The organism is Enterobacter sp. JUb54, from assembly GCF_014298075.1.
Lineage (GTDB): Bacteria > Pseudomonadota > Gammaproteobacteria > Enterobacterales > Enterobacteriaceae > Klebsiella > Klebsiella lignicola.
The window spans coordinates 4,567,409-4,592,548 of the sequence record NZ_CP060418.1 but is presented as its reverse complement, the minus strand read 5'-3'; the positions used below and the strand labels follow the sequence as shown (position 1 = coordinate 4,592,548).

The following is a 25,140-nucleotide window of genomic DNA, read 5'->3' as shown; positions in this document are numbered from 1 at the left end:
GGATACTCTATATCCAGCGTCTTTCAAACTTTCGTTTGAAATCTACCGGTTATGGTTTACGCCCGGTCGCTACAATGTACACTTCACGCGAACGGGCGCGAGAAGAGTCCGGCTTACGAACTTTGACCTTCGTAAACAGGGAGCGAATTTCTCTAAGATACTCATCGAAGCCTTCGCCCTGGAACACCTTCACTACAAAACTACCACCTGGCGCTAATACATCACGAGCCATTCCAAGCGCCAGCTCTACCAAATACATGGCCCGGGGAATATCCACCGCCGGTGTTCCACACATATTTGGCGCCATATCGGACATGACAACCTGTACTTTACTGTCACCTACACGATCCAGTAACGCTTTCAGGACTAATTCATCACGAAAATCGCCCTGAAGGAAGTCCACACCAACGATTGGATCCATCGGTAAAAGATCGCAAGCGATGATGCGGCCGCTGTTTCCGATTTGGGTAACCGCATATTGCGACCAGCCACCGGGGGCAGCGCCGAGGTCAACAATCGTCATCCCCGGTTTAAAAATTTTGTCACCTTGCTGTATTTCATCAAGTTTAAACCAGGCGCGGGAACGTAACCCCTTTTTCTGCGCCTGGAGAACATATTTATCGCTAAAGTGTTCCTGAAGCCAGCGACTTGAGCTGGCAGAACGCTTTTTACCTGTCATTTAACATTCCCATTTCGGGTTCATCATACTTTGCGACGTAAAAATCGACACGGTAGTTTGGCGATATATGGGAGATGGCGGTAGAATGAACCGTTTTCAATCCCAACGTAAGCAAAAAAATACGATGAATCTGAGTACTAAACAAAAACAGCACCTGAAAGGTCTGGCACATCCGCTCAAGCCGGTAGTTATGCTTGGCAATAATGGTTTGACCGAAGGGGTACTGGCCGAGATCGAACAAGCGTTAGAGCACCATGAGCTCATCAAGGTGAAAATCGCATCGGAAGACCGCGAAACGAAAACCTTGATCGTGGAAGCTATCGTGCGCGAAACCGGCGCCTGTAACGTACAGGTCATCGGTAAAACGCTGGTCCTGTATCGCCCAACTAAAGAGCGTAAAATCTCGCTGCCACGCTAAGAATATCCTGAAACTCTACACAACTTTGTGTAAAACGAGGGATTTCTACGGGTAGACGAGCAAAATGCCATGCTCCGGACGTTGATAAAAGGCCGCTATGCGGCCTTTTTCCTTTCTTTACAATCCATCAACATGGTAGCGGGAAATACGGGTTAAAGGTACTCGACCTTAATAATTTCGTATTCGACTTCGCCACCAGGCGTGCGGATTGTCACCACATCATCCTGCTCTTTACCGATCAGACCACGCGCAATCGGTGAATTCACAGAGATCAGATTTTGCTTAAAATCAGCCTCATCATCACCCACGATGCGGTAGGTCTGCTCTTCATCAGTATCGAGATTCAGTACATTGACCGTCGCGCCAAAAATCACTCGCCCGTTATTCGGCATTTTAGTGATATCAATCACCTGCGCATTAGACAGTTTGGCCTCAATATCCTTGATACGACCTTCGCAGAAACCTTGCTGTTCGCGGGCTGCATGATATTCAGCGTTCTCTTTCAGATCGCCATGCTCACGCGCATCGGCAATCGCAGCAATGATTTCTGGACGACGAACGGATTTCAGAAAATCCAGTTCTTCGCGCAGTTTTTCGGCACCACGTAAGGTCATCGGAATAGCTTGCATTTGTTATACCTCTTTATCATTCCTTCATGGAACGGATGCTTCCGTTCCGCAACCGGCCAGGCCATAGGCAGGACAGGAGCAAAAAGAAAACCAACCCGGAAAACATTCCCCAGGTCAGCAGCAATTTTCAATTTGATAAGTATTTTACCCTGAAGTTCACTATGGGTCATCGTTTACTTTACAGGGTATTGCACCGTAGTATGACGGCTCGGTTTCAGGTTGTTAGCGCGAGATTATGCGATTTTCCAGATTTATCATCGGATTGACTGCCGGTATAGCGTTTAGCGCTCAGGCGGCGAATATTGACGACTACATCACCCAGCTTCCCGCGGGTGCGAACCTCGCCTTCATGGCGCAAAAGGTTGGCTCCTCTACGCCGGAGATAGATTTTCACAGTCAGCAGATGGCACTGCCTGCCAGCACCCAGAAGGTGATCACCGCGCTGGCCGCCCTGCTCCAGCTTGGGCCGGATTTCCGTTTCACGACCACCCTGGAAACCAAGGGTAGCCTTGATAGCGGCGTGCTGAAAGGCGATCTGATCGCCCGTTTTGGCGGCGACCCGACCCTCAGACGCCAGGATATTCGCAATATGGTGGCGACGCTGAAAAAAGCCGGCGTCCAGCGGATCGAAGGTAACGTCCTGATTGACACCTCGGTCTTCGCCAGCCATGACAAAGCACCAGGCTGGCCCTGGAACGACATGACCCAGTGCTTCAGCGCGCCTCCGGCTGCCGCTATCGTCGACCGCAACTGTTTTTCTATCTCGCTTTACAGCGCACAGAAGCCTGGCGACCTGGCCTTTATCCGCGTCGCCTCTTACTACCCGGTGACCATGTTCAGCCAGGTGAGAACCCTGGCCCGCGGTTCGTCCGAAGCCCAGTATTGTGAACTTGACGTGGTGCCTGGCGATCTCAACCGCTACACCTTAACCGGCTGCCTGCCGCAGCGTAGTGAACCATTACCACTGGCGTTCGCTATTCAGGACGGCGCCAGCTATGCCGGCGTGATTCTGAAGTCTGAACTGGCGCAGGCAGGGATCACCTACAGCGGAACGCTGCTGCGCCAGACGCTGGCTAACGAGCCGGGCACCGTTCTGGCCACCACGCAATCCGCGCCGCTGCACGATCTCCTGCGGATCATGTTGAAAAAGTCCGACAACATGATTGCCGATACCGTCTTTCGCACCATCGGCCATGCGCGTCTTGGTGTACCAGGAACCTGGCGTGCCGGATCTGATGCAGTGCGTCAAATCCTGCGTCAGCAGGCCGGTATCGATTTGGGCAACACCATTATTGCCGATGGCTCAGGCCTGTCGCGCCATAACCTGATTGCGCCAGCCACCATGATGCAGGTACTGCAATACATTGCCCAGCACGATAATGAGCTTAACTTTATCTCCATGCTGCCGCTGGCCGGTCACGATGGTTCGCTCCAGTATCGTGCGGGGCTGAATCAGGCGGGTGTTGATGGCAAGGTATCGGCGAAAACCGGTTCGCTGCAGGGGGTCTATAACCTCGCCGGCTTTATTACCGCCGCCAGCGGGCAGAAAATTGCCTTTGTGCAGTATTTATCAGGGTATGCCGTACCGCCGGCCGATCAGCGTAACCGACGGATCCCGCTGGTGCGCTTCGAAAGCCGGTTATACAAAGATTTGTACCAGAATAACTAAAGCAAAAGGGCCGCATTGAATGCGGCCCTTTTTGTACATCCTGAATAGCGGCAAAAAGCCTTATACGGGCCGTATCGCGCTCACCCCGACCGCAAGTATGACCGGGGTGCAGTTCAGCAGATTAACGCTTGTAGATGAACTCAACGCCTTCTTCGTCGTCTTCGTCCCAGTCGTCATCCCAGTCTTCGTCATCTTCGACTTCAACTTCGGCTTCTTCAAGCTGCTGACGATGGTAGTCATCCCACATGAACTCGACTTTTTCTGCGACTTTCTCTTCCGGCGCATGCACGATAGGGTTTTCGATGATAAAGGTCATCACGTCCCAGCACAGGTCTTTCACGCCCTGTTGGCTTGCCGCAGAGATCAGGTAGAACTTGTCTTCCCAGCCCAGCGCTTCGGCAATCGCTTTTGCCTTAGCTTCAGCTTCGGCTTTATCCATCAGGTCAATCTTGTTGAAGACTAACCAGCGCGGTTTTTCAGCCAGCTTCTCGCTGTATTTCTCCAGCTCACCGATGATAATGCGCGCGTTCTCGACCGGATCGGATCCGTCGATAGGCTCGATATCGATGAGGTGCAGCAGTACGCGACAACGCTCAAGGTGCTTCAGGAAGCGAATCCCCAGACCTGCGCCTTCCGCAGCTCCTTCGATAAGCCCTGGGATATCCGCAACAACGAAGCTCTTCTCGTTATCCATACGGACAACGCCAAGGCTCGGTACCAGCGTGGTAAACGGATAGTCAGCCACTTTCGGCTTCGCGGCAGAAACGGCACGAATGAACGTGGATTTACCGGCATTCGGCATGCCCAGCATCCCGACGTCTGCCAGCAGCATCAGCTCCAGCTGCAGATCGCGCTTGTCGCCCGGCGTCCCCATGGTTTTTTGACGCGGGGTACGGTTAACGGACGATTTGAAACGGGTGTTGCCCAGACCGTGCCAGCCGCCTTTAGCGACCATCAGACGTTGACCATGTTTGGTCATATCGCCCATGACTTCGCCGGTCCCCTGATCGATAACACGGGTCCCTACAGGCACTTTCACCGAGACATCTTTACCACGCTTACCGGTACAGTCACGGCTCTGACCATTCTGTCCACGCTCGGCGCGGAAAGACTTCTCAAAGCGATAGTCGATCAGGGTGTTCAGGTTTTCGTCCGCTTCCAGCCAGACATCACCACCATCACCACCGTCGCCGCCATCCGGGCCGCCTCGCGGAATATATTTTTCACGGCGGAAGCTAACACAACCGTTGCCGCCATCACCTGCTACGACCAGGATCGTTGCTTCATCAACAAACTTCATTTTACTCTCCGAAAATCATTCGCCTGAGCGGGGCAGCGGTACAACCGCTTCACGCTTACGTAAGCCACCCCAAAGACGGTGGCCTATGGCGGAGTACATCGCGCCCGCAACCACGACAAACGCACCGAGATAACCTAACAGGTTTAACATCGGCCTGGCGAAAACATCGGGCCAGGCCATTGATAATAAATCTGAAAAAAGCAGCGTAAACAACGGCGTTAAGGTAATTAACGCGCTCACCTGCGCTGCCTGCCAGCGCGCCATGGCTTCCGCCAGTGCACCGTAGCCTACCAGGGTATTTAACCCGCAGAAAAACAGGCACGCTAGCTGCCAGTCGCTTAACGCCAGAACCTGCGAAAGCGTTGCCAGGGGCAACAGTGCTATCGTACATAAAGTGTACAGCAAAAAGAGGATCTGCTGTGACGCCAGGCGGCGTAATAACACCTTTTGTGCGACGCCATAGCTGACCCAGACTGCGGCCGCTCCGACGCCGAAAATTACCCCCCACGTGTAATCCGTCAGGCGAGTAAAAATTTCAATCAGGCTGGTGTTAAAAAACATCACCAGCCCGCAAATCAGCATTAGCGCCCCCACGACCTGGGTACCGCGCATTTTCTCCTTCAGGATAAATACGCTGGCCACCATCATGCCGACCGGAGACAGCTGGCCGATCACCTGAGAAGCCGTAGGGCTAAGATATTGCAGGGAAGAGCTAAACAGGATGAAGTTACCGAACAGGCCGCCCGTCGCAATGGCCAACAGAACCAACCAGCGCGGTTTGCGAAAGAGGCGCAGCGGCGGCAGTTTTCCCCTGATTGCCAGGATAGTGCCAAGGCCGATACTCGCCATCAAAAAGCGATAGAACACCACGGTTGGTGGCTCCATCACTTCAAGAACCTGCTTCATTGCAATTGGCAATGCACCCCAGCACATTGCGGTGGTGAGCGCCAAAAGAATGCCAATGCCGGCCTGCTGATTCATACCCGTTTTCCCTGCAGAAAAATATCCGGGATTCTAATGTAAAAAGCCCCGCAACACGTTGCGGGGCTTTAATCCGTTACCGGACCACGAAAAACTTACTCAGCAACGATGCTGATGTATTTACGGTTGTTCGGGCCTTTAACTTCAAATTTCACTTTACCGTCTGCTTTAGCAAACAGAGTGTGGTCACGACCGCAACCTACGTTGGTGCCTGCGTGGAACTTGGTGCCACGCTGACGAACGATGATGCTGCCCGCCAGAACGGATTCGCCACCGAAACGCTTAACGCCGAGGCGTTTAGCTTCTGAATCGCGACCGTTACGAGTTGAGCCGCCAGCCTTTTTATGTGCCATTTAAATCTCTCCTCAGGTCTTAGGCGCTGATGCCAGTAATTTTCACATCAGTGAACCACTGACGATGGCCCTGCTGCTTACGGTAGTGTTTACGACGACGAAACTTAACGATTTTAACTTTCTCGCCACGACCGTGAGCAACAACTTCAGCTTTGATTACGCCGCCCTCAACGAAAGGAACGCCGATCTTGATTTCTTCACCGTTTGCGATCATCAGAACTTCAGCGAACTCAACAGCTTCGCCAGTTGCGATGTCCAGCTTTTCCAGGCGAATGGTCTGACCTTCGCTTACTCGGTGTTGTTTACCACCACTTTGGAAAACCGCGTACATATAAAACTCCGCTTCCGTGCACCTCTTCGTGTGATTCAGAGTGCACTATAAATATTCACAATAGGGCGCGAATATTACGCAAAACGCGAGCCTTTGACAAGAGCGATTAGCGATCAACGCAGAAAAAAAACACAACTTTCACGCTAACGTTTATCTATGGCAATTTTTCAGTACAATCATAGCTTCTTTTAATTCTATCTTAATCCTTCTGTGAACCCACCTGGATTCGCGGTAACAGGACATGTGGCCCGGCTTTTGCGATGAATTTAGAAAAAATCAATGAGTTAACCGCGCAAGATATGGCGGGTGTCAATGCGGCAATCCTTGAGCAACTTGACTCAGATGTTAAGCTTATCAATCAGTTAGGCTATTACATCATTAGCGGAGGCGGAAAACGTATTCGTCCGATGATCGCGGTCCTTGCAGCCCGGGCCGTCGGCTACCAGGGCGACGCGCACGTCACCATCGCCGCGCTGATCGAATTTATCCATACCGCGACCCTGCTGCATGATGATGTGGTTGATGAGTCAGACATGCGTCGTGGCAAGGCGACGGCAAACGCCGCTTTTGGCAACGCTGCCAGCGTGTTGGTGGGCGATTTTATCTATACGCGTTCCTTCCAGATGATGACCAGCCTCGGCTCGCTGAAGGTGCTGGAAGTCATGTCGAAAGCCGTTAACGTCATTGCTGAGGGCGAAGTGCTGCAGCTGATGAACGTCAACGACCCGGATATCACGGAAGAAAATTACATGCGGGTGATTTACAGCAAAACCGCCCGCCTGTTTGAAGCTGCCGCCCAGTGTTCCGGCATTCTGGCAGGCTGTACCGCAGAGCAGGAACAGGCGCTGCAGGACTACGGGCGCTATCTTGGCACGGCATTCCAGCTGATCGACGATTTACTCGATTACAGCGCCGATGGCGAGCGTCTCGGTAAAAACGTCGGCGATGACCTGAATGAAGGCAAACCCACGTTGCCGTTGCTCCATGCCATGCGTCACGGTACGCCTGAGCAGTCTGCGATGATACGTGGAGCGATTGAGCAAGGTAACGGTCGCCACCTGCTGGATGCCGTACTGGAAACCATGGCGGCCTGCGGTTCACTAGAGTGGACCCGCCAGCGCGCGGAAGAAGAAGCGGATAAGGCCATTGCCGTCCTGCAGGCTTTACCGGATTCACCATGGCGTGAAGCGCTTATCGGCCTGGCGCATATTGCCGTGCAACGCGATAGCTAATCCCTCCTCTGCTTCATTCCCGCGCGTTTGCGCGGGAAGTTCCAATAAACTCCAGAACATCACAATTATCTGCCAGACCCTGGCACATTCTGAATATCCACACACTTTACTAGAACTTGTTAGAACTATCGTAATCCTGGGGTATAGTCATTCCGTCGCCTGTTGGCGACGCACTGGATCCTTACCACCGGGAGAATTTATGGATAAGTTCATCGATTGGCACCAAGCAGATATTATTGCTGGATTACGCAAAAAAGGGACGTCGCTCGCAGCAGAATCGCGGCGCAACGGCTTAAGTTCTTCAACACTAGCAAATGCGCTAACCCGGCCATGGCCGAAAGGCGAGCTGATAATTGCGACAGCGCTGGATACCACGCCCTGGGCTATCTGGCCCTCACGTTATCATGACCCTGTCACCCATCAGTTTATCGACAGGACGCAGATGATACGTCAGAAGAAAGAGAGCAAGTGAAGTGAGAAGTGAGAAGTGAGTGTAAAAACAGCCCCCGGACGGACGTCAGAGGGCTGCTGTCATGGCAGGTTTATTCTCCTTTCATGCGCTCGATATTTGCGCCCAGCGCCTGCAGTTTGTCTTCAATACGCTCGTAACCACGGTCAATGTGGTAAATACGATCGACAATAGTAGTCCCTTCCGCGATGCAGCCCGCCAGAACCAGGCTGGCAGAAGCACGCAGATCGGTCGCCATCACCTGTGCACCTGAAAGCTGTGCCACACCATGGCAGATCGCCGTATTACTTTCGATTTCAGCATGCGCGCCCATACGGATGAGTTCCGGGATATGCATGAAGCGGTTTTCGAAAATAGTCTCGGTAATCACACCGGTACCTTCCGCAACCAGGTTCAGCAGCGTGAACTGCGCCTGCATGTCGGTCGGGAACCCTGGGTGTGGAGCGGTACGCACGTTGACGGCCTTCGGACGTTTGCCATGCATGTCCAGGCTAATCCAGTCTTCACCGATTTCGATGTCAGCACCCGCGTCACGCAGCTTGGCCAACACGGCATCCAGCGTATCCGGCTGAGCGTTACGGCACACAATTTTACCGCCGGAGATCGCCGCAGCCACCAGGAAAGTACCGGTTTCGATACGGTCCGGCAGCACGCGATAAACACCGCCACCCAGACGGGCGACGCCTTCGATGGTGATGCGGTCAGTCCCCTGACCCGTAATCTTCGCGCCCAGCGCGTTGAGGAAGTTCGCCGTATCGACGATTTCCGGCTCACGGGCGGCGTTTTCGATAACGGTGGTGCCTTCTGCCAGGGTCGCTGCGCTCATGATGGTCACGGTTGCGCCTACGCTGACCTTGTCCATCACGATATGCGCGCCTTTAAGACGCCCGTTGACCGACGCTTTCACATAGCCTTCTTCCAGCTTGATTTCAGCGCCCAGTTGCTCCAGACCGACAATATGCAGGTCGACCGGACGCGCACCGATAGCACACCCACCCGGCAGTGAAACCTGACCCTGGCCAAAGCGAGCCACCAGCGGCCCCAGCGCCCAAATGGAAGCACGCATCGTTTTAACCAGATCGTACGGTGCACAGAAGACGTCAACCGGACCGGCATCGATCCAGACCGAGCCATTGCGCTTCACGTCGGCGCCGAGCTGGCTCAGCAGTTTCATCGTGGTATCGATGTCTTTCAGTTTGGGGACATTCTGGATCTCAATCGGCTCTTCTGCCAACAGTGCCGCAAAAAGGATCGGCAGGGCTGCGTTTTTCGCACCGGAGATAGTGACCTCGCCCTGAAGGCGAGTCGGCCCCTGAACACGGAATTTATCCATTGATTCTGTTCTCTGTTAAAAATTTACCTATGCTGCAGGGAGCGTCCCGGCAGCTTAAAAGCCGTTTAGTTTGCGGTCTCGTGCCCATTCTTGCGGGGTAAACGCTTTGATCGACAGCGCATGAATGCGGTTGTCGGCAATATATTCCATCAGCGGGGCGTAGATTGCCTGCTGCTTTTTTACCCGGCTCATGCCGTCAAACATCTCACCCACAGCAGTAACCTGGAAGTGGCTGCCATCGCCAGAGACGTGGACTTCCTGAAGGGAGAGTGCGTTCATCAGCACGGTCTGAATTTCATGATTTTCCATGGGTTCACATTTTATCTGGTGGTGAAAATAGCCCAACATCTTAGAGGAAAGTGACGCAGTCTTAAACAAGCAAAAAGTCCCATCTAAAATTTAGAGGGGACTTTCAGGATAACCTTAGCAATAACGCACTGAAAAACTATGGGATCATATCGGCAGGAAGATTGTAGAGGCTGACCAACGTTTGCAGATTTTCGCTTTTGCCCGTCAGTGTCGCTTCCCTGTCCTGATGGCGAATTAACGCCACGAAATGCATCAGCAGCGCCAGCCCGGCGGTATCGACCCGGGTGACTGCATTAAGATCGATGACCGATACGCCATCCGTCGCCTGCGCACGGGCTTCCCAGAGCGGGACCAGCAGATCCTGGTCCAGCTCCCCATGCAGCGCCAGTCGCTCGCCATCGCGAGTCCAGCTCAGCTGCCCGGTCATTATTTTTTCTGTTCCAGGGTGATCGGCTGCGCGGAGATCGATTTCAACTGCGCGGTCAGGCCATCAACACCTTTGGTACGCAGCAGATCGCTCCACTCGTTCTGTTTGGTGGTGATCATACTCACCCCTTCGGCAATCATGTCGTAAGCCTGCCAGTTGCCGGTCTGGGTGTTCTTACGCCACTGGAAGTCCAGGCGTACCGGCGGACGGCCGTTAGGGTCGAGAATCGTTACGCGAATCGGAATAATCGTTGCATCGCCCAGCGGCTGTTCCGGTGCAATCTGATACGTCTGACCGTGGTACATCGCCAGCGCCTGGCCATAGGCCTGCTTCAGATATTCACGGAAGGCCGTAAAGTAGGCTTCGCGCTGCGCCGGGGTCGCATCTTTGTAATAGCGGCCCAGCACCAGTGCACCCGCGTATTTCACCTGGACATAAGGCATCAGTTCCTGATCGACGATGTCACGCAGATAGTTCGGGTTAGCCTGAATCTTCGGCTGTTCGTTTTTCAGGCGATCGAAGGTTTTCTGCGCCGCTTCGTTCATCAGCTTATACGGATTGGTCTGATCCGCTGCCGTCGCAGCGGTCAATGGGGCAATCACCAGCATGGCGATCATCAGTACGCGTTTAAACATATCGTTTTTCTCCTGAAATTAATGCGTCGTGGCAGCCGGCTGCGTTGCGTCAGTATGAGCCGCTTCCGCAGACGAATCATCGCCAGAATTCTTATTGTCACTGCCTTTACTGTTGTAAAGGAACTGACCAATCAGGTCTTCCAGTACCATGGCTGATTTGGTGTCCTGAATTGTGCCGCCATCTTTAAGAATAGACGTCCCCAGTTCAGGGTCTTCAAAACCGACATTCAGCGCCAGGTACTGTTCCCCCAGCAGGCCAGAGGTACGAATCGCCAATGAACTGGTGTCAGGGATATGGTTGTAGCTCTCATCGATATCGAGCGCCACACGCGGCAGATAGGTTTTCGGATCCAGCGTGATGTCCGCGACCCGACCCACCACAACGCCGCCGATACGCACCGGAGAGCGAGCTTTGAGTCCACCAATATTGTCGAAGGTGGCATAGATACGATACGTCGGCTCAGTACGCAGAGACGTCACGTTAGCGGCCTTCAGGCAGACAAACAGCGCTGCCAGTAATGCCACCAGTAAGAACACACCTACCCAGATTTCACTTTTTTTCGTTTGCATGAACTCAATTCCCAAACATCAGCGCAGTCAGCACAAAATCCAGCCCCAGAACCGCCAGCGACGAATGCACTACCGTGCGCGTCGTTGCCCGGCTAATACCGGCGGAAGTGGGGATAGCGTCATAACCGTTAAATAACGCCACCCAGGTCACCGTAACGGCGAATACCAGGCTCTTAATCAGACAGTTAACCAGATCCATCCGCCAGTCGACGGCATTTTGCATCGCGCTCCAGAAGAAGCCGCTGTCGATACCTTTCCAGCTGACGCCCACCAGCGAACCGCCCCAGATCCCCACGGCGACAAAAATAATGGTCAACAGCGGCAACGAAATCACCCCGGCCCAGAAGCGAGGCGAAATCACACGGCGCAGCGGATCGACCGCCATCATCTCCATACTGGAGAGCTGTTCGGTCGCACGCATCAGGCCAATTTCAGCCGTCAGTGCAGAGCCCGCGCGCCCGGCAAACAGCAGCGCGGCAACCACCGGTCCCAGCTCGCGCAGCAGCGACAGCGACACCAGCATGCCTAAACTGGTCTCGGCGCTGTAGGTGGTTAACACCAGATAGCCCTGCAGCCCCAGCACCATGCCGATAAACAGCCCCGACACGATGATGATCAACATAGACAGCACGCCGACGTTATAGAGCTGGCGAACCAGCAGCGGCGCATGCTTACGAAACTCCGGCTTGCCCACGACGGCATTGAACAGCATTAACCCGGCACGCCCGAACGTCGCGGTGGTTTTAATCCCCCGATGCCCGAGTGATGCCAGCAGATTTAGCAGCATCAGTTACTCACTCCCTTGCCGAGTAAATCATGGTGATAGTCGCCCGCCGGATAGCGGAACGGCACCGGACCGTCGGCAATACCGTCGATAAACTGACGAACCCGCGGATCGTCATTTTCCCGCAGCGACTTTGCGCTGCCATGGGCCACGATTTTTTTGTCGGCCACGATATACGCATAGTCCGCAATGCTGAGCACTTCCGGCACATCATGCGACACCACAATACAGGTCACGCCAAGCGTGCTGTTCAGTTCTGAAATCAGCTTCACCAGCACGCCCATGGTGATGGGATCCTGCCCGACAAACGGTTCGTCGAACATGATCAGGTCCGGCTCCAGCGCGATAGCCCGCGCCAACGCGGCACGCCGCGCCATCCCGCCAGAGAGCTCAGAAGGCATTAACTTCGCCGCGCCGCGCAGACCGACGGCTTCAAGCTTCATCATGACGGTGGTATGCAGCAGCGCTTCAGGCAGACGCGTATGTTCGCGCAGCGGGTAAGCGACGTTATTGAACACGTTCATATCGGTGAACAGTGCGCCGGACTGGAACAGCATGCTCATACGCTTGCGCACGGTATAGAGGCGCGAGCGTGACATCCCTGGCACGTTTTCGCCATCAAACAGGATCTCGCCTTTATCGGGCGGGATCTGTCCACCGATCAGGCGCAGCAGCGTCGTTTTACCGATCCCTGATGGCCCCATGATCGCCGTGATCTTACCGCGCGGCACTGACAGCGAGATGTCATCGAAGATCACCCGATCGCCGCGAGAGAAGCGGATACCGCGAACTTCGACCAAATTCGCCAACGTTTGGCTCATAAAATCATCCTTCCTAAACATCCCTCGGGCTAAGCATGGCGCGTACCTTCACCACAAACCCAACATTTTTACAGAATCTTACCTGCCTGGGTTAGCGAAAACTGGCATTTGTTTTACTTTTGACAAACATAAAGTCAAAATTAAGAATTCGTTACGCTGCAGACGGAACAGGACAGCGAAGCGACGATTATACCTGAAGAAAGGACTTTAGATGCTCTTAGCGACGGCTCTGTTAATCATTGGTTTATTGCTGGTAGTCTACAGCGCCGATCGTCTGGTCTACGCCGCTTCAATTTTGTGTCGCATGCTGGGGATCCCGCCGCTGATTATCGGGATGACGGTGGTCAGTATAGGCACCAGCCTGCCCGAGATCATCGTTTCTGCCGCCGCCTCCCTGCACGGGCAGACCGATTTAGCCATCGGTACGGCAATCGGCTCCAATATTACCAATATATTATTAATACTTGGCCTCGCTGCCCTGCTCCATCCATTTACCGTGCATTCTGATATCCTGCGCCGCGAGTTACCGCTAATGTTGCTGGTCAGTTTGCTGGCAAGCTTTGTGCTGTACGATGGACAACTGTCCCGTATGGATGGCCTGTTTTTATTCGCGCTGGCCATTCTGTGGTTGCTGTTTACGATTAAAATCGCCCGCATTGCTGAACGCGAGGGTAGCGATAGTCTGACCCGGGAGCAGATGGCCGAACTCCCGCGGGAAGGTTCGCTTCCGGTCGCCCTGCTGTGGTTGGGCGTGGCCATGATTATTATGCCGATGGCCACCCGAATGGTCGTGGATAACGCCACCGTGCTGGCTAACTATTTTGCTATCAGCGAACTGACCGTTGGCCTGACGGTGGTCGCCATCGGGACCAGTCTGCCAGAGCTTGCAACGGCGATCGCCGGGGCGCGAAAAGGGGAAGATGACATCGCCATCGGCAATATTATTGGCGCTAATATTCTCAATATTGCGCTGGTGCTTGGCTTACCGGCACTGATTGCGCCGGGCGCGTTCGCACCAGAGGCATTTACCCGCGACTACGCGGTTATGATGGTCGTCAGCGTGATCTTCGCCCTGCTGTGCTGGCGCCGCAAACAGCCACCCGGCCGTCTTGTCGGCGCGCTCCTGGTCGGCGGTTTTGTAGTTTGGTTGGCGATGCTGTACTGGGCAGCACCGCTCTTCGTTGAATGACTCGGGATAACATTATGTCGCAAATAGATTTGCCAACGGATTTTGACTTTCAACGGGCAGGACGTGAAGTACTGGACATTGAACGTGAAGGTCTGGCTCAACTCGATCAGTACATTAACGCCGATTTTACGCAGGCCTGCGAAAAGATCTTCCGCTGTAGCGGGAAAGTGGTGGTGATGGGGATGGGCAAATCTGGCCATATCGGGCGTAAAATGGCGGCCACCTTCGCCAGCACCGGTACGCCTTCGTTTTTCGTTCATCCCGGCGAAGCGGCCCACGGCGATTTAGGCATGGTGACACCGCAGGATGTCATCATTGCGCTCTCCAATTCCGGTGAGTCAAACGAGATCCTGGCGCTGATTCCGGTCCTGAAACGCCAGCAGGTGCCGCTCATCTGCATGACCAGTCGCCCGGAAAGCAGCATGGCGCGCGCGGCAGACATTCACCTTTGCGTGAAAGTATTGAAGGAAGCCTGTCCGTTAGGGCTGGCCCCGACCTCCAGCACCACCGCTGCGCTGGTGATGGGTGATGCGCTGGCGGTCGCGCTGCTGGAAGCTCGTGGTTTTACCGCTGAAGATTTTGCCCTGTCGCATCCTGGCGGCGCACTGGGTCGTAAGCTGCTGCTGCGCGTCAATGATATTATGCATACGGGTGATGAAATCCCGCACGTCAACGTCACGGCAACCTTGCGCGATGCGCTGCTGGAAATCACGCGTAAAAATTTAGGCATGACGGCAGTCTGCGACGACGACATGAACATCATTGGTATTTTCACCGATGGTGACCTGCGCCGGGTGTTCGATACCGGCGTCGATATGCGTAACGCCAGCATCGCCGAGGTGATGACACCGGGCGGGATCCGCATCCGTCCCGGCATTCTGGCCGTGGATGCGCTGAACCTGATGCAGTCCCGTCATATCACCTGTGTGTTAGTTGCCGATGGCGACCATCTGTTGGGTGTGGTACATATGCACGATCTCCTGCGCGCAGGCGTAGTGTAAGTAAGGATAAAATAATGAATAATGCTGATGCTCTGCTGGCAACCTGTTACGGACCGGTAAGCGCTGAGTTTATCGAGCGGGCGGCGAAAATCCGTTTGCTCATCCTCGACGTTGACGGCGTGCTGTCCGACGGTCTTATCTACATGGGTAACCACGGCGAAGAGCTGAAGGCGTTTAACGTACGGGATGGTTATGGAGTCCGCTGCGCGCTGACTTCCGGTATTGAGGTCGCGATTATTACCGGGCGAAAAGCTAAACTGGTAGAAGACCGTTGTCAGACGCTGGGCATTACGCACCTGTATCAAGGGCAGTCTGATAAACTGCTGGCATTCCGTGACTTATTAAGCAAGCTGGCGGTCCATCCGGATGAAGTGGCCTACATTGGCGATGACCTGATCGACTGGCCGGTGATGGCAGAAGTCGGGCTGAGCGTTGCGGTGGCAGATGCCCATCCGCTGCTGCTGCCACGAGCGAACTACATCACCCGCATCAATGGTGGGCGTGGAGCGGTACGAGAAGTCTGCGATTTGTTACTCCTGGCGCAGGGCAAGCTGGATGAGGCCAAAGGACAATCAATATGAGTAAAACCAGACGTTGGGTTATTATTTTACTATCGCTGGTCGCGCTGGTCCTGATAGGCCTGAATCTGGCGGGTACGGACGACACGCCGGCACCAGAGGCCAATCCTGCTGACCCAACGTACACCAGCGAGCATACCGATACCGTGGTCTACAGCCCTGAGGGGGCGCTTAACTATCGCTTGATCGCTGAGCACGTGGAGTATTTTTCCGCCGAGGCGCTATCGTGGTTCACCAAACCGGTCATGACGACCTTTGACACCAATAAGGTCCCGACCTGGTCTATCAAAGCAGACAGAGCAAAGCTGACCAACGACCGCATGCTGTATCTTTACGGGCATGTTGAGGTAAACGCACTGACCGCGGACTCTCAACTGCGCAAAATTACGACGGATAACGCCCAGATAAACCTGGTAACACAAGATGTTACCTCCGATGACATGGTGACGTTGTACGGGACAACATTTAATTCTAGCGGCCTGAAAATGCGCGGTAACTTGCGCAGCAAAACTGCCGAGCTGATTGAAAAGGTTAGAACCTCTTATGAAATTCAGAACAAACAAACTCAGCCTTAAGATTGCGCTCGCCAGCGCCATTCTGGCCGCCAGCCTGCCGGCACTGGCCAAAACCGGTGATACCGATCAGCCGATTCACATCGAATCCGATCAGCAATCGCTGGATATGCAGGGCAATATCGTCACCTTTACCGGCAATGTGGTCGTCACCCAGGGCACCATCAAAATCAACGCGGATAAGGTGGTCGTCACCCGTCCTGGCGGTGAAAAAGGCAAAGAAGTGATCGACGGTTATGGTAACCCGGCCACCTTCTATCAGATGCAGGACAACGGCAAACCGGTGAAAGGCCGCGCCGATAAAATGCATTATGAATTGCAGAACGATTTTGTGGTGCTGACCGGCAACGCGCATCTGGAGCAGGTCGATAGCAACATCCAGGGTGACAAAATCACTTACCTGGTGAAAGAGCAGAAAATGCAGGCTTTCAGCAGTAAAGGCGGACGCGTAACCACGGTTCTGGTTCCTTCGCAGCTGCAGGACAAAAGTGGCGATCAGTCAAAGAAAGGTAAGTAATTCGTTATGGCAACATTAACTGCAAAGAATCTTGCTAAAGCCTATAAAGGCCGCCGCGTGGTGGAAGATGTCAGTCTGACCGTGAACTCCGGCGAGATTGTCGGCCTGCTTGGCCCAAACGGCGCCGGTAAAACCACGACCTTCTACATGGTGGTGGGCATTGTGCCGCGCGACGCCGGCAACATTATCATCGACGATGAAGATATCAGCCTGCTGCCGCTGCACGCCCGCGCGCGCCGGGGCATTGGCTATCTGCCGCAGGAAGCCTCTATTTTCCGCCGCCTGAGCGTGTTTGATAACCTGATGGCGGTGTTGCAGATTCGGGACGATCTCAGCAGCGAGCAGCGCGAAGACCGCGCCAAAGAGCTGATGGAAGAGTTTCATATCGAACATTTGCGCGACAGCCTCGGTCAGGCGCTTTCCGGTGGTGAACGCCGTCGTGTCGAAATCGCCCGCGCGCTGGCCGCTAACCCGAAATTTATCCTGCTGGATGAACCCTTTGCCGGCGTGGACCCGATTTCCGTTATCGACATCAAACGGATCATCGAACACCTGCGAGACAGCGGTCTTGGGGTGCTGATCACCGACCATAACGTCAGGGAAACGCTGGCCGTTTGTGAACGCGCCTATATCGTTAGCCAGGGTCATCTGATTGCCCACGGTACACCGCAAGAAATCCTGGAAGACGAGCAGGTTAAGCGCGTGTATCTTGGGGAAGACTTCAGACTCTGATAGGGTAGAGGTTACAGACGTTTTAGCCGGAGATATTTGCCCTGAATATGAAGCAAGGTTTGCAATTAAGGCTAAGCCAACAGCTTGCCATGACGCCACAACTGCAGCAGGCCATCCGTTTGCTGCAGCTGTCCACGTTAGAACTCCAGCAGGAACTCCAGCAGGCGCTGGAGAGTAATCCGTTGCTTGAGCAAACCGATCTTCACGATGAGGTAGAAACCAAAGAGGTCGAGGACCTCGAATCCCTGGATACGGTCGATGCGCTTGAGCAAAAAGATATGCCGGAGGAGTTGCCCCTCGACGCCAGCTGGGATGAGATCTACACCGCCGGTACACCGTCAGGAAACGGCGTTGATTATCAGGACGACGAGCTGCCGGTCTATCAGGGCGAAACGACCCAAAGCCTGCAGGATTACCTGATGTGGCAGGTCGAGCTGACGCCATTCACCGATACCGATCGCGCCATCGCCACCTCTATCGTCGATGCCGTCGATGACACCGGCTATCTCACCCTTCGGATCGAAGACATTGTCGAGAGCATCGACGATGAAGAGATCGGCCTCGAAGAAGTAGAAGCGGTACTAAAACGTATCCAACGTTTCGACCCGGTTGGCGTGGCGGCGAAAGATCTGCGCGACTGCCTGCTGGTTCAGCTTTCACAATATGCGAAAGAGACGCCGTGGCTGGAAGAGGCCAGGCTTATCATCAGCGATCATCTCGATCTGCTCGCCAACCATGATTTCCGTTCCCTGATGCGCGTGACGCGTCTTAAAGAAGATGTGCTGAAAGAAGCGGTTAACCTGATCCAGTCGCTCGATCCGCGCCCAGGCCAGTCGATCCAGACCAGTGAGCCAGAGTATGTCATTCCTGACGTTCTGGTACGCAAGGTTAGCGACCGCTGGGTAGTGGAGCTGAATTCCGACAGTATCCCGCGCCTGAAAATCAATCAGCACTATGCCGCAATGGGTAACAGCTCGCGCAATGATGCCGACAGCCAGTTTATCCGCAGCAACCTGCAGGAAGCCCGCTGGCTCATCAAGAGCCTGGAAAGTCGCAACGATACGCTGCTGCGCGTCAGCCGTTGCATCGTCGAGCAGCAGCAGGCCTTCTTCGAGCAGGGCGAAGAGTATATGAAACCGATGGTGCTGGCGGATATCGCCCAAGCCGTCGAGATGCATGAATCCACTATTTCACGTGTCACCACTCAAAAGTACCTGCACAGTCCGCGCGGTATTTTTGAGCTCAAGTATTTCTTCTCCAGCCACGTAAGCACCGAAGGCGGCGGCGAGGCATCGTCCACCGCCATTCGTGCGCTGGTGAAGAAGTTAATCGCCGCGGAGAACCCCGCGAAGCCGTTGAGTGACAGTAAGCTCACCACCATACTGTCCGAACAAGGTATCATGGTCGCGCGCCGTACCGTTGCCAAGTACCGAGAGTCTTTATCCATTCCGCCGTCCAACCAGCGTAAACAACTGGTCTGACACAACCGATAAGGAAGACACTATGCAGCTCAACATTACAGGACACAACGTCGAGATCACCCCTGCACTGCGCGACTTCGTTAACGCGAAGTTCAGCAAACTGGAGCAGTTTTTCGACCGGATCAATCAGGTCTACATTGTGTTAAAAGTAGAGAAGGTGACGCAAATTGCGGATGCCAATCTGCATGTCAACGGTGGCGAAATCCATGCCAGTGCGGAAGGGCAGGATATGTATGCCGCTATCGATGGTCTTATCGATAAGCTGGCAAGACAGTTAACGAAACATAAAGATAAACTAAAACAACACTAATTGTCCGGGTGTTGCTCTCGCCTGTTACCCGTTTTCATGGGTGGCAGGCAAGGGGCGCTCAGGTGAAATTATGATGAACAACGATTCGGCTCTACAACTGAGCAACGTCCTTAACCAGGAATGTACCCGTAGCCAGGTTCACTGCCAGAGCAAAAAACGCGCGCTGGAAATCATCAGTGAGCTGGCAGCTAAACAGCTAGGTTTACCGCCACAGCTGGTGTTTGAAGCGATCCTCACTCGCGAGAAAATGGGCAGTACCGGGATTGGTAATGGGATTGCCATTCCTCATGGCAAGCTCGAAGAGGATACGCTGCGTGCGGTTGGCGTATTTGTCCAGCTGGAAACCCCGATTGCATTTGATGCCATCGACAACCAGCCGGTCGACCTGCTGTTTGCGCTCCTGGTGCCGGCTGACCAGACCAAAACCCATCTGCATACGCTGTCGCTGGTGGCGAAACGGCTGGCAGATAAAACCATTTGCCGTCGCCTGCGTAGCGCGCAAAGCGATGAAGAGCTGTATGAGATCATCACCGAAGCAGGAAGCAGTGATGATAGTTAACGAGAGTCGCACCTCACTCTTTATCGTACTGAGGAGAAACGGTACATGGTACTGATGATCGTCAGTGGCCGCTCAGGCTCGGGGAAATCCGTTGCCCTGCGGGCGCTGGAAGATATGGGTTTCTACTGCGTAGATAACCTGCCGGTGGTGCTGCTGCCAGAACTGGCCCGCTCGCTGGCCGACAGAAACATATCCGCTGCCGTCAGCATTGACGTGCGCAATATGCCGGAATCACCGGAGATCTTTGAGCAGGCGATGAAAAACCTGCCGGAGACATTTTCACCTCAGCTCCTGTTCCTTGATGCTGATCGTAACACGCTGATCCGCCGCTACAGCGACACGCGTCGTCTGCACCCGCTGTCGAGCAAAAACCTGTCGCTTGAAAGCGCAATTGACGAAGAGAGTGCTCTGCTGGAACCGCTGCGTTCCCGCGCAGACCTGATCGTCGACACCTCCGAAATGTCGGTGCATGAACTGGCAGAAATGCTGCGTACGCGCCTGCTCGGCAAGCGTGAGCGCGAGCTGACCATGGTCTTTGAATCCTTCGGGTTTAAGCATGGCATTCCGATTGATGCCGATTATGTCTTCGACGTGCGCTTCTTACCCAACCCGCACTGGGATCCCAAACTGCGTCCTATGACCGGGCTGGATAAACCGGTGGCTGCCTTCCTTGATCGGCACACGGAAGTTCACAATTTTATTTACCAGACCCGCAGCTATCTTGAGCTATGGTTACCGATGCTGGAGACCAATAATCGCAGCTATCTGACGGTGGCTATTGGTTGTACCGGCGGTAAACATCGCTCGGTCTACATTGCCGAGCAACTGGCTGACTACTTCCGCTCGCGCGGCAAGAATGTGCAGTCTCGCCATCGGACGCTGGAAAAACGCAAATCATGACTGTAAAGCAGACCGTTGAGATCACCAATAAGCTGGGCATGCACGCCCGCCCGGCGATGAAGCTGTTTGAGCTGATGCAAAATTATGACGCAGAAGTGCTGCTGCGCAATGATGAAGGCACGGAAGCCGAAGCCAATAGTGTGATTGCCTTGCTCATGCTCGACTCTGCCAAGGGTCGACAAATTGAGATTGAGGCCAACGGTCCGCAGGAAGCAGAGGCGCTGGCAGCGGTCATTGCGCTGTTCAACGCCGGTTTTGATGAAGATTAGCCTTTCCTGATGCCCTCCCCGGCGGCGCGATGCTGACCGGGGCTCACGCTCCCTGCCCTGCCTCAATCCAGCTTATGCGCCCGCATAAACCCTTCTCCGCCTAACTGACGCATCTGACGCAGGATCCACGCCTGGCGACTACGAATATAGCCGGACGGCGCATCGGCGCGAAAGCGGATCGGATTAGGCAGTACCGCCGCCAGAAGCGCGGCTTCCGAAGCGGTTAGCTTGCTGGCCGGCTTATGAAAAAAACGCTGAGAAGCCGCTTCAACACCAAACGTCCCTTCCCCAAACTCGGCAATATTGAGATAGACGGTGAGGATGCGTTTCTTGCTCCACACCGTCTCAATGCCGACCGTCAGTCCGGCTTCCAGCCCTTTACGCAACCAGCTGCGGCCATCCCACAAGAACAGGTTTTTCGCCGTCTGCTGCGACAGCGTGGAGGCACCGCGCACGCGATTTTCCTGGCGTTGATTGTGAGCCAGCGCTTTTTCTATCGCCGACACATCAAAGCCCCAGTGCTCAGGAAACTTTTGGTCCTCAGAAGCAATAACCGCCAGCCCCATCCACGGTGATATCTCATCCATGCTGACCCAGTCAGAATGAGCGACGTAGTGGAAGTCACCGTGCAACCATGCGCCAACCTGCCGCTCCAGCATGACGGCGGAAAAAGGCACCGGCAGAATGCTAAAGAGGGCGATTCCGCCGCCCCACATCACCACCCCAATCATCAGGATACGGAGCAGCAAGCGTTTTAGCACCCGCAGCGGCGACTGGCGACGAACACTCATGCCGCCAGAACCAGGACGCGGGCCACCAGCTTCTCAATGCCGCTTGCCGCTTCCGCGATGTTCTGCGCCAGCATCCAGGCCGGGGTCGTCACGACTTTGTTCTCTTCATCGACCACGATATCATCGACCGGGCAAGGCACATGTTCCGCGCCCATCTCTTCCACCACTTCAGCAGTATCAAGGTCGGTGCCGATAGTGATGCGCAAAGGCACAGAGAAAATTTTCGGCAGCAGCGCCGGGGCAATGCACATGAAGCCCAGCGGTTTACCGGCTTCATGCATCGCCAGCACCAGCGCTTTCAGGTCACTGTCGACAAGGCACTCGCTGCCCTGTGAAGCGAAGCTGCTGAGATTTTTGGCCGCGCCAAATCCACCGGGAACGATCAGCGCGTCTAACGCCTCGGCCCGGGCGCTGGCCAGCGGTTGGATATCACCACGGGCAATACGCGCCGCCTCAATCAGCACGTTGCGCGTTTCACCCAGCGGTTCGCCGGTCAGATGGTTGATAACGTCCGTTTGGGCCTTATCCGGCGCAAAGCAGATGGCCTGTGCGCCGCCACGGGCAATCGCCAACAGGGTAATGACCGCTTCATGGATCTCCGTCCCGTCATACACGCCACAACCGCTCAGTACCACACCAATCTTTTTCATACGCCCACTCCTTAGTACAACTTACTGAAACCAGTCAAAAATTTTGATTTACTCGCATTGCTTCACATATTTAACTGATTCACGTAACAAATAATTTAAGGTTTGCTATCTTAATGAGCGAGCAAACCGAATCCTCAGGTTGCGCTGCTTATAACTCTGTCTAAAAATTCTGGCGCAACGACCAGTTCCCTGGTGTTGGCGCAGTGTTCGCGCACCCCGGTTTATCCGGGGTCATTTTTTTGGTGCCGACGCCACCCACGCCTTCAACACCGCCACATCGTTCTGCCACTCTGACTTCATCTCTTCAACCCATTCAGCAACGTTATCTGACCACGCCGGCAGATCCGGGGTCTGAATCTGCTGTCCGAGCTGTTGAATATGACGCAGGCCGATAGAGCCCGCCGCGCCTTTGATCTTATGCCCTTCATCGACGATGCCTTTGCGGTCGCGGGCGGTCAGATTAGACTCCAGCACCGCCATGTAGCCAGGCATCATCTTCTCGAACACCGCCAGACCGTCGTTGATAAGCTTCGGCCCGACCAGCTCGATATACTGCTCAAGCATTGGAATATCGAGCACCGAAGAGGCCTTGCTGGTATCCGCCGCCGGGATCTCGATCTCATCCTCTTCCGGAGCATCCCAGAATTTTTTAATAATGGCGGTTAATGCCGGCACCGATAGCGGCTTGCTCAGGACATCGTCCATACCGGCATCGAGATACTCTTTTTTGTTTTTCAGCACGTTCGCCGTCAGCGCCACCAGCGGCGGCAGCTCATCGGCGGCAAAGTGCTGTTTAAGATGCCGGGAAATATCCAGGCCGGTCATATCCGGCAGCTGAATATCCAGCAACACCAGGTCATACTCGCCCGGTTTAAACATCTCCAGCGCCGCGGTACCGGTCATCGCGACATCCACGGTATTGCCCAGTTTCTCCAGCACCGAGCGCGCGACGATCACGTTAAGCTCGATATCTTCGACCAGCAGCACGCTGAGCGCCGGCAGCGGCATCTCATCATCTGTCAGACTGTCTTCTGTCTCTTCCGCCACCGCTGGCGCATGCACGGTCAACGTAAACGTCGCCCCTTGCCCAGGCAGACTGGAGACATTAATGTCGCCGCCCATATTGCGCGCCAGACGACGCGACACGGCAAGACCAATCCCGGTCCCGGTTGCCGGCTTACCGCCGTGGCTGTCTTTTACCTGATAGTACATGGCGAAGATCTTATCCTGCTCCGCCTGAGGAATACCGATGCCGGAGTCTTCTACTTCAAAGTGCAGAATATCTCCTTCATCGTAGCGCACGCGGACGGTGACATTTCCGCCCTGCGGGGTAAATTTCACGGCGTTGCTGATAAGATTCCACAAGATCTGCCGCAGGCGGGTTCCGTCAGTCACCACGTTATGTGGCAACGGCTGCGTCGGGTCCATCACGAAGCGCAGCCCCTTCTGCTGTGCCTGCAGACCAGAGAGGTTTTCGAGGTCGGCCAGGAAACTGGTGAAGTCAACCGGCTGGTTATCCAGCTGAACCTTACGGCGCTCCATCTTATCCATATCGATAATATCGTTGAAAATATTCCCCAACGTCACCGCCGATACATGAATGGTCTTGAGGTATTTTTCCTGCTCGCCGGTCAGGTCGGTATCCAGCAGGATACGGCTCAGCCCGACGATGCCATTCAGCGGCGTACGCAGCTCATGGCTGATGGTAGAAATAAAGGTGGTCTTGTCCCGGCTGGCGCGCTCCAGCGCATCCTGGTAGCGCTTACGTTCGGTAATATCGCGGCCAAAGCCCATCAGCCCCCGGCGTTTACCCACGCGGTCATAGTAAGGGACTTTGCGGATCTCAAAGCAGGCTTTGCGCCCGTCGGGGTAATCCAGCCACTGTTCATAGGTCAGGGAGACGTTATGGCGGAAGACTTTTTCATCCGTCTCGAGGACTTTTACTGCCGCTTCCTCGTTATAGACATCCTGAGGTTTCAGGTGAATAAGCTGCTTTTCGCTTTTCCCTGTCAGCAGCTCCATGGCGCGGTTACAGCCGGAAAACTCTTTGTCTTCATTACGATAGAAAACTAAATCCGGGGACGCATCCAGGAAAGAGCGCAGGAAGGAGGATTGTTGTTCGAGCTGAATTTGCGCTTCTTCACGCTCTTTCATCTCAATCTTCAGCTGTTCGAGGGTTGTTTCGCGCTCGGCTTCCGCTTTCTCACGCTCGCCAATCTCCTGATTGAGCTGGGCGATATTGTCTTTGAGCTGCACGTTAAGCTTCAGGTCGCGCTCGCGCATCTCCTCAAGCTTTTCAACCAGTCGGGAGAGACGCTGCCGCGACTCTTCCAGCTGCTCAACGACCACCGACAGAAAATAGACCGCCCAGGGCGTGATCAGCAGACCAAAGAAGATGGAGCGGATAACATCGATACTTTCGACCTGGCCATGCAGCACCATCGTAACGGCCATCTGTACGACAATCGCCAGCACCACCAGTGCAAGGGCCAACAGCATGGAAAAACGCACCAGACCCAACTTCATCATCAGGTCGACATAGTACTGCGCCAGCATACGGATTTGCTTCATAAGGGATTCCTTCGCGACAACTCCGCACAATAATACCCAATTCTGAGCAAACCGCTGTAAGTTGTGCGAAAAATGCGAAG

31 protein-coding genes are annotated in these 25,140 nt (G+C 54.4%); 15 read left to right on the top strand and 16 right to left on the bottom strand.

The features are described 5' to 3' along the window. Positions 1 to 49: 49 nt before the first annotated feature. Positions 50 to 679, bottom strand: a complete 630-nt coding sequence (gene rlmE / locus HF679_RS21250) for a 23S rRNA (uridine(2552)-2'-O)-methyltransferase RlmE (protein ID WP_123756323.1) — start codon at positions 677 to 679, stop codon at positions 50 to 52. 124 nt (positions 680 to 803) lie between these two features. Here rlmE and yhbY point away from each other — a divergent pair, with 124 nt between their 5' ends. Then, a complete protein-coding gene (yhbY, locus tag HF679_RS21245) occupies positions 804 to 1,097 on the top strand; it encodes a ribosome assembly RNA-binding protein YhbY (RefSeq protein WP_004139797.1) in 294 nt (97 codons plus the stop codon). A gap of 152 nt (positions 1,098 to 1,249) precedes the next feature. Here yhbY and greA read toward each other — a convergent pair whose 3' ends face one another. After that, positions 1,250 to 1,726, bottom strand: a complete 477-nt coding sequence (greA, locus tag HF679_RS21240; RefSeq protein WP_123756322.1) for a transcription elongation factor GreA — start codon at positions 1,724 to 1,726, stop codon at positions 1,250 to 1,252. A 235-nt stretch (positions 1,727 to 1,961) separates the two neighbouring features. Between greA and dacB the strand changes: the two genes are divergently transcribed. After that, positions 1,962 to 3,395 carry a serine-type D-Ala-D-Ala carboxypeptidase gene (gene dacB / locus HF679_RS21235; protein WP_123756321.1) on the top strand — a complete coding sequence of 478 codons (1,434 nt, stop codon included), beginning with the start codon at positions 1,962 to 1,964 and terminating at the stop codon, positions 3,393 to 3,395. A gap of 121 nt (positions 3,396 to 3,516) precedes the next feature. Here the strand turns inward: dacB and cgtA are convergent, their stop codons facing one another. The 4 genes from cgtA to rplU form a co-directional block, all read right to left on the bottom strand. Further along, complete coding sequence (gene cgtA / locus HF679_RS21230; protein WP_123756320.1) at positions 3,517 to 4,695, bottom strand: Obg family GTPase CgtA; 1,179 nt, start codon at positions 4,693 to 4,695, stop codon at positions 3,517 to 3,519. A 15-nt stretch (positions 4,696 to 4,710) separates the two neighbouring features. Next, positions 4,711 to 5,676, bottom strand: a complete 966-nt coding sequence (locus tag HF679_RS21225; protein ID WP_123756319.1) for a DMT family transporter — start codon at positions 5,674 to 5,676, stop codon at positions 4,711 to 4,713. A 95-nt stretch (positions 5,677 to 5,771) separates the two neighbouring features. Further along, positions 5,772 to 6,029, bottom strand: coding sequence for a 50S ribosomal protein L27 (gene rpmA / locus HF679_RS21220; RefSeq protein ID WP_003861831.1), 258 nt, complete (start codon positions 6,027 to 6,029; stop codon positions 5,772 to 5,774). A 19-nt stretch (positions 6,030 to 6,048) separates the two neighbouring features. After that, complete coding sequence (gene rplU / locus HF679_RS21215) at positions 6,049 to 6,360, bottom strand: 50S ribosomal protein L21 (RefSeq protein WP_004106123.1); 312 nt, start codon at positions 6,358 to 6,360, stop codon at positions 6,049 to 6,051. 260 nt (positions 6,361 to 6,620) lie between these two features. Here rplU and ispB point away from each other — a divergent pair, with 260 nt between their 5' ends. Together ispB and sfsB are read left to right on the top strand one after the other, a co-directional pair. After that, on the top strand, positions 6,621 to 7,592 hold the full coding sequence (gene ispB, locus HF679_RS21210; protein WP_123756318.1) for an octaprenyl diphosphate synthase: 972 nt from the start codon (positions 6,621 to 6,623) through the stop codon (positions 7,590 to 7,592). 199 nt (positions 7,593 to 7,791) lie between these two features. Next, positions 7,792 to 8,064: a DNA-binding transcriptional regulator SfsB gene (gene sfsB, locus HF679_RS21205; RefSeq protein WP_123756317.1), complete on the top strand. Its 273-nt coding sequence runs from the start codon at positions 7,792 to 7,794 to the stop codon at positions 8,062 to 8,064. A 70-nt stretch (positions 8,065 to 8,134) separates the two neighbouring features. Here sfsB and murA read toward each other — a convergent pair whose 3' ends face one another. The 7 genes from murA to mlaF form a co-directional block, all read right to left on the bottom strand. Continuing rightward, a complete protein-coding gene (murA, locus tag HF679_RS21200; RefSeq protein WP_187042360.1) occupies positions 8,135 to 9,394 on the bottom strand; it encodes a UDP-N-acetylglucosamine 1-carboxyvinyltransferase in 1,260 nt (419 codons plus the stop codon). Between the two features lie 54 nt (positions 9,395 to 9,448). Then, positions 9,449 to 9,703 (bottom strand): BolA family iron metabolism protein IbaG, encoded by a 255-nt coding sequence (ibaG, locus tag HF679_RS21195; RefSeq protein WP_123756315.1) that lies wholly within the window; start codon positions 9,701 to 9,703, stop codon positions 9,449 to 9,451. 136 nt (positions 9,704 to 9,839) lie between these two features. After that, a complete protein-coding gene (gene mlaB, locus HF679_RS21190; RefSeq protein WP_123756314.1) occupies positions 9,840 to 10,130 on the bottom strand; it encodes a lipid asymmetry maintenance protein MlaB in 291 nt (96 codons plus the stop codon). Next, entirely contained in the window at positions 10,130 to 10,765 is a 636-nt protein-coding gene (mlaC, locus tag HF679_RS21185) for a phospholipid-binding protein MlaC (RefSeq protein ID WP_123756313.1), read from the bottom strand. Before mlaC ends, mlaB begins: the two co-directional genes overlap by 1 nt. Positions 10,766 to 10,783: 18 nt before the next feature. Next, on the bottom strand, positions 10,784 to 11,335 hold the full coding sequence (gene mlaD / locus HF679_RS21180; protein WP_123756312.1) for an outer membrane lipid asymmetry maintenance protein MlaD: 552 nt from the start codon (positions 11,333 to 11,335) through the stop codon (positions 10,784 to 10,786). Between the two features lie 4 nt (positions 11,336 to 11,339). After that, complete coding sequence (gene mlaE / locus HF679_RS21175; protein ID WP_123756311.1) at positions 11,340 to 12,122, bottom strand: lipid asymmetry maintenance ABC transporter permease subunit MlaE; 783 nt, start codon at positions 12,120 to 12,122, stop codon at positions 11,340 to 11,342. After that, the gene (mlaF, locus tag HF679_RS21170) at positions 12,122 to 12,940 is read right to left on the bottom strand and encodes a phospholipid ABC transporter ATP-binding protein MlaF (RefSeq protein ID WP_123756310.1); all 819 of its coding nucleotides are present in this window, start codon (positions 12,938 to 12,940) and stop codon (positions 12,122 to 12,124) included. Before mlaF ends, mlaE begins: the two co-directional genes overlap by 1 nt. Positions 12,941 to 13,151: 211 nt before the next feature. Here mlaF and HF679_RS21165 point away from each other — a divergent pair, with 211 nt between their 5' ends. The 11 genes from HF679_RS21165 to npr all read left to right on the top strand — a co-directional run bounded on the left by HF679_RS21165 (position 13,152) and on the right by npr (position 21,048). Next, on the top strand, positions 13,152 to 14,129 hold the full coding sequence (locus HF679_RS21165; protein ID WP_123756309.1) for a calcium/sodium antiporter: 978 nt from the start codon (positions 13,152 to 13,154) through the stop codon (positions 14,127 to 14,129). Then, on the top strand, positions 14,126 to 15,130 hold the full coding sequence (kdsD, locus tag HF679_RS21160) for an arabinose-5-phosphate isomerase KdsD (protein WP_410003350.1): 1,005 nt from the start codon (positions 14,126 to 14,128) through the stop codon (positions 15,128 to 15,130). Before HF679_RS21165 ends, kdsD begins: the two co-directional genes overlap by 4 nt. Positions 15,131 to 15,144: 14 nt before the next feature. Then, positions 15,145 to 15,711 carry a 3-deoxy-manno-octulosonate-8-phosphatase KdsC gene (kdsC, locus tag HF679_RS21155; protein WP_123756307.1) on the top strand — a complete coding sequence of 189 codons (567 nt, stop codon included), beginning with the start codon at positions 15,145 to 15,147 and terminating at the stop codon, positions 15,709 to 15,711. Further along, positions 15,708 to 16,283 carry an LPS export ABC transporter periplasmic protein LptC gene (gene lptC / locus HF679_RS21150; protein WP_123756306.1) on the top strand — a complete coding sequence of 192 codons (576 nt, stop codon included), beginning with the start codon at positions 15,708 to 15,710 and terminating at the stop codon, positions 16,281 to 16,283. The genes kdsC and lptC overlap by 4 nt, the downstream gene beginning before the upstream one ends. Then, entirely contained in the window at positions 16,252 to 16,797 is a 546-nt protein-coding gene (gene lptA / locus HF679_RS21145; RefSeq protein ID WP_123756305.1) for a lipopolysaccharide ABC transporter substrate-binding protein LptA, read from the top strand. The genes lptC and lptA overlap by 32 nt, the downstream gene beginning before the upstream one ends. A 6-nt stretch (positions 16,798 to 16,803) precedes the next feature. Continuing rightward, the gene (gene lptB / locus HF679_RS21140; protein ID WP_123756304.1) at positions 16,804 to 17,529 is read left to right on the top strand and encodes an LPS export ABC transporter ATP-binding protein; all 726 of its coding nucleotides are present in this window, start codon (positions 16,804 to 16,806) and stop codon (positions 17,527 to 17,529) included. A 47-nt stretch (positions 17,530 to 17,576) separates the two neighbouring features. Further along, positions 17,577 to 19,010, top strand: coding sequence for an RNA polymerase factor sigma-54 (gene rpoN / locus HF679_RS21135; protein ID WP_187042359.1), 1,434 nt, complete (start codon positions 17,577 to 17,579; stop codon positions 19,008 to 19,010). A gap of 22 nt (positions 19,011 to 19,032) precedes the next feature. Then, the gene (gene hpf / locus HF679_RS21130) at positions 19,033 to 19,320 is read left to right on the top strand and encodes a ribosome hibernation promoting factor (protein WP_123756302.1); all 288 of its coding nucleotides are present in this window, start codon (positions 19,033 to 19,035) and stop codon (positions 19,318 to 19,320) included. Between the two features lie 70 nt (positions 19,321 to 19,390). Next, positions 19,391 to 19,879 carry a PTS IIA-like nitrogen regulatory protein PtsN gene (ptsN, locus tag HF679_RS21125; RefSeq protein ID WP_123756301.1) on the top strand — a complete coding sequence of 163 codons (489 nt, stop codon included), beginning with the start codon at positions 19,391 to 19,393 and terminating at the stop codon, positions 19,877 to 19,879. A gap of 45 nt (positions 19,880 to 19,924) precedes the next feature. Continuing rightward, the gene (gene rapZ / locus HF679_RS21120) at positions 19,925 to 20,779 is read left to right on the top strand and encodes an RNase adapter RapZ (protein WP_123756300.1); all 855 of its coding nucleotides are present in this window, start codon (positions 19,925 to 19,927) and stop codon (positions 20,777 to 20,779) included. Next, entirely contained in the window at positions 20,776 to 21,048 is a 273-nt protein-coding gene (gene npr, locus HF679_RS21115; RefSeq protein ID WP_123756299.1) for a PTS phosphocarrier protein NPr, read from the top strand. The genes rapZ and npr overlap by 4 nt, the downstream gene beginning before the upstream one ends. A 62-nt stretch (positions 21,049 to 21,110) precedes the next feature. On the opposite strand, the gene mtgA is transcribed toward npr, so the two are convergent. The 3 genes from mtgA to arcB form a co-directional block, all read right to left on the bottom strand. Next, positions 21,111 to 21,839 (bottom strand): monofunctional biosynthetic peptidoglycan transglycosylase, encoded by a 729-nt coding sequence (gene mtgA, locus HF679_RS21110; protein WP_123756298.1) that lies wholly within the window; start codon positions 21,837 to 21,839, stop codon positions 21,111 to 21,113. Then, positions 21,836 to 22,489: an isoprenoid biosynthesis glyoxalase ElbB gene (elbB, locus tag HF679_RS21105; RefSeq protein WP_123756297.1), complete on the bottom strand. Its 654-nt coding sequence runs from the start codon at positions 22,487 to 22,489 to the stop codon at positions 21,836 to 21,838. The genes mtgA and elbB overlap by 4 nt, the downstream gene beginning before the upstream one ends. 231 nt (positions 22,490 to 22,720) lie before the next feature. Next, positions 22,721 to 25,060: an aerobic respiration two-component sensor histidine kinase ArcB gene (gene arcB, locus HF679_RS21100; protein ID WP_187042358.1), complete on the bottom strand. Its 2,340-nt coding sequence runs from the start codon at positions 25,058 to 25,060 to the stop codon at positions 22,721 to 22,723. Positions 25,061 to 25,140: the final 80 nt, after the last annotated feature.

Coding starts and splice junctions, on each gene's coding strand:
- rlmE (WP_123756323.1), bottom strand. CDS start 679: ATGACAGGTAAAAAGCGTTCTGCCAGCTCAAGTCGCTGGCTTCAGGAA.
- yhbY (WP_004139797.1), top strand. CDS start 804: ATGAATCTGAGTACTAAACAAAAACAGCACCTGAAAGGTCTGGCACAT.
- greA (WP_123756322.1), bottom strand. CDS start 1,726: ATGCAAGCTATTCCGATGACCTTACGTGGTGCCGAAAAACTGCGCGAA.
- dacB (WP_123756321.1), top strand. CDS start 1,962: ATGCGATTTTCCAGATTTATCATCGGATTGACTGCCGGTATAGCGTTT.
- cgtA (WP_123756320.1), bottom strand. CDS start 4,695: ATGAAGTTTGTTGATGAAGCAACGATCCTGGTCGTAGCAGGTGATGGC.
- HF679_RS21225 (WP_123756319.1), bottom strand. CDS start 5,676: ATGAATCAGCAGGCCGGCATTGGCATTCTTTTGGCGCTCACCACCGCA.
- rpmA (WP_003861831.1), bottom strand. CDS start 6,029: ATGGCACATAAAAAGGCTGGCGGCTCAACTCGTAACGGTCGCGATTCA.
- rplU (WP_004106123.1), bottom strand. CDS start 6,360: ATGTACGCGGTTTTCCAAAGTGGTGGTAAACAACACCGAGTAAGCGAA.
- ispB (WP_123756318.1), top strand. CDS start 6,621: ATGAATTTAGAAAAAATCAATGAGTTAACCGCGCAAGATATGGCGGGT.
- sfsB (WP_123756317.1), top strand. CDS start 7,792: ATGGATAAGTTCATCGATTGGCACCAAGCAGATATTATTGCTGGATTA.
- murA (WP_187042360.1), bottom strand. CDS start 9,394: ATGGATAAATTCCGTGTTCAGGGGCCGACTCGCCTTCAGGGCGAGGTC.
- ibaG (WP_123756315.1), bottom strand. CDS start 9,703: ATGGAAAATCATGAAATTCAGACCGTGCTGATGAACGCACTCTCCCTT.
- mlaB (WP_123756314.1), bottom strand. CDS start 10,130: ATGACCGGGCAGCTGAGCTGGACTCGCGATGGCGAGCGACTGGCGCTG.
- mlaC (WP_123756313.1), bottom strand. CDS start 10,765: ATGTTTAAACGCGTACTGATGATCGCCATGCTGGTGATTGCCCCATTG.
- mlaD (WP_123756312.1), bottom strand. CDS start 11,335: ATGCAAACGAAAAAAAGTGAAATCTGGGTAGGTGTGTTCTTACTGGTG.
- mlaE (WP_123756311.1), bottom strand. CDS start 12,122: ATGCTGCTAAATCTGCTGGCATCACTCGGGCATCGGGGGATTAAAACC.
- mlaF (WP_123756310.1), bottom strand. CDS start 12,940: ATGAGCCAAACGTTGGCGAATTTGGTCGAAGTTCGCGGTATCCGCTTC.
- HF679_RS21165 (WP_123756309.1), top strand. CDS start 13,152: ATGCTCTTAGCGACGGCTCTGTTAATCATTGGTTTATTGCTGGTAGTC.
- kdsD (WP_410003350.1), top strand. CDS start 14,126: ATGACTCGGGATAACATTATGTCGCAAATAGATTTGCCAACGGATTTT.
- kdsC (WP_123756307.1), top strand. CDS start 15,145: ATGAATAATGCTGATGCTCTGCTGGCAACCTGTTACGGACCGGTAAGC.
- lptC (WP_123756306.1), top strand. CDS start 15,708: ATGAGTAAAACCAGACGTTGGGTTATTATTTTACTATCGCTGGTCGCG.
- lptA (WP_123756305.1), top strand. CDS start 16,252: ATGAAATTCAGAACAAACAAACTCAGCCTTAAGATTGCGCTCGCCAGC.
- lptB (WP_123756304.1), top strand. CDS start 16,804: ATGGCAACATTAACTGCAAAGAATCTTGCTAAAGCCTATAAAGGCCGC.
- rpoN (WP_187042359.1), top strand. CDS start 17,577: ATGAAGCAAGGTTTGCAATTAAGGCTAAGCCAACAGCTTGCCATGACG.
- hpf (WP_123756302.1), top strand. CDS start 19,033: ATGCAGCTCAACATTACAGGACACAACGTCGAGATCACCCCTGCACTG.
- ptsN (WP_123756301.1), top strand. CDS start 19,391: ATGATGAACAACGATTCGGCTCTACAACTGAGCAACGTCCTTAACCAG.
- rapZ (WP_123756300.1), top strand. CDS start 19,925: ATGGTACTGATGATCGTCAGTGGCCGCTCAGGCTCGGGGAAATCCGTT.
- npr (WP_123756299.1), top strand. CDS start 20,776: ATGACTGTAAAGCAGACCGTTGAGATCACCAATAAGCTGGGCATGCAC.
- mtgA (WP_123756298.1), bottom strand. CDS start 21,839: ATGAGTGTTCGTCGCCAGTCGCCGCTGCGGGTGCTAAAACGCTTGCTG.
- elbB (WP_123756297.1), bottom strand. CDS start 22,489: ATGAAAAAGATTGGTGTGGTACTGAGCGGTTGTGGCGTGTATGACGGG.
- arcB (WP_187042358.1), bottom strand. CDS start 25,060: ATGAAGCAAATCCGTATGCTGGCGCAGTACTATGTCGACCTGATGATG.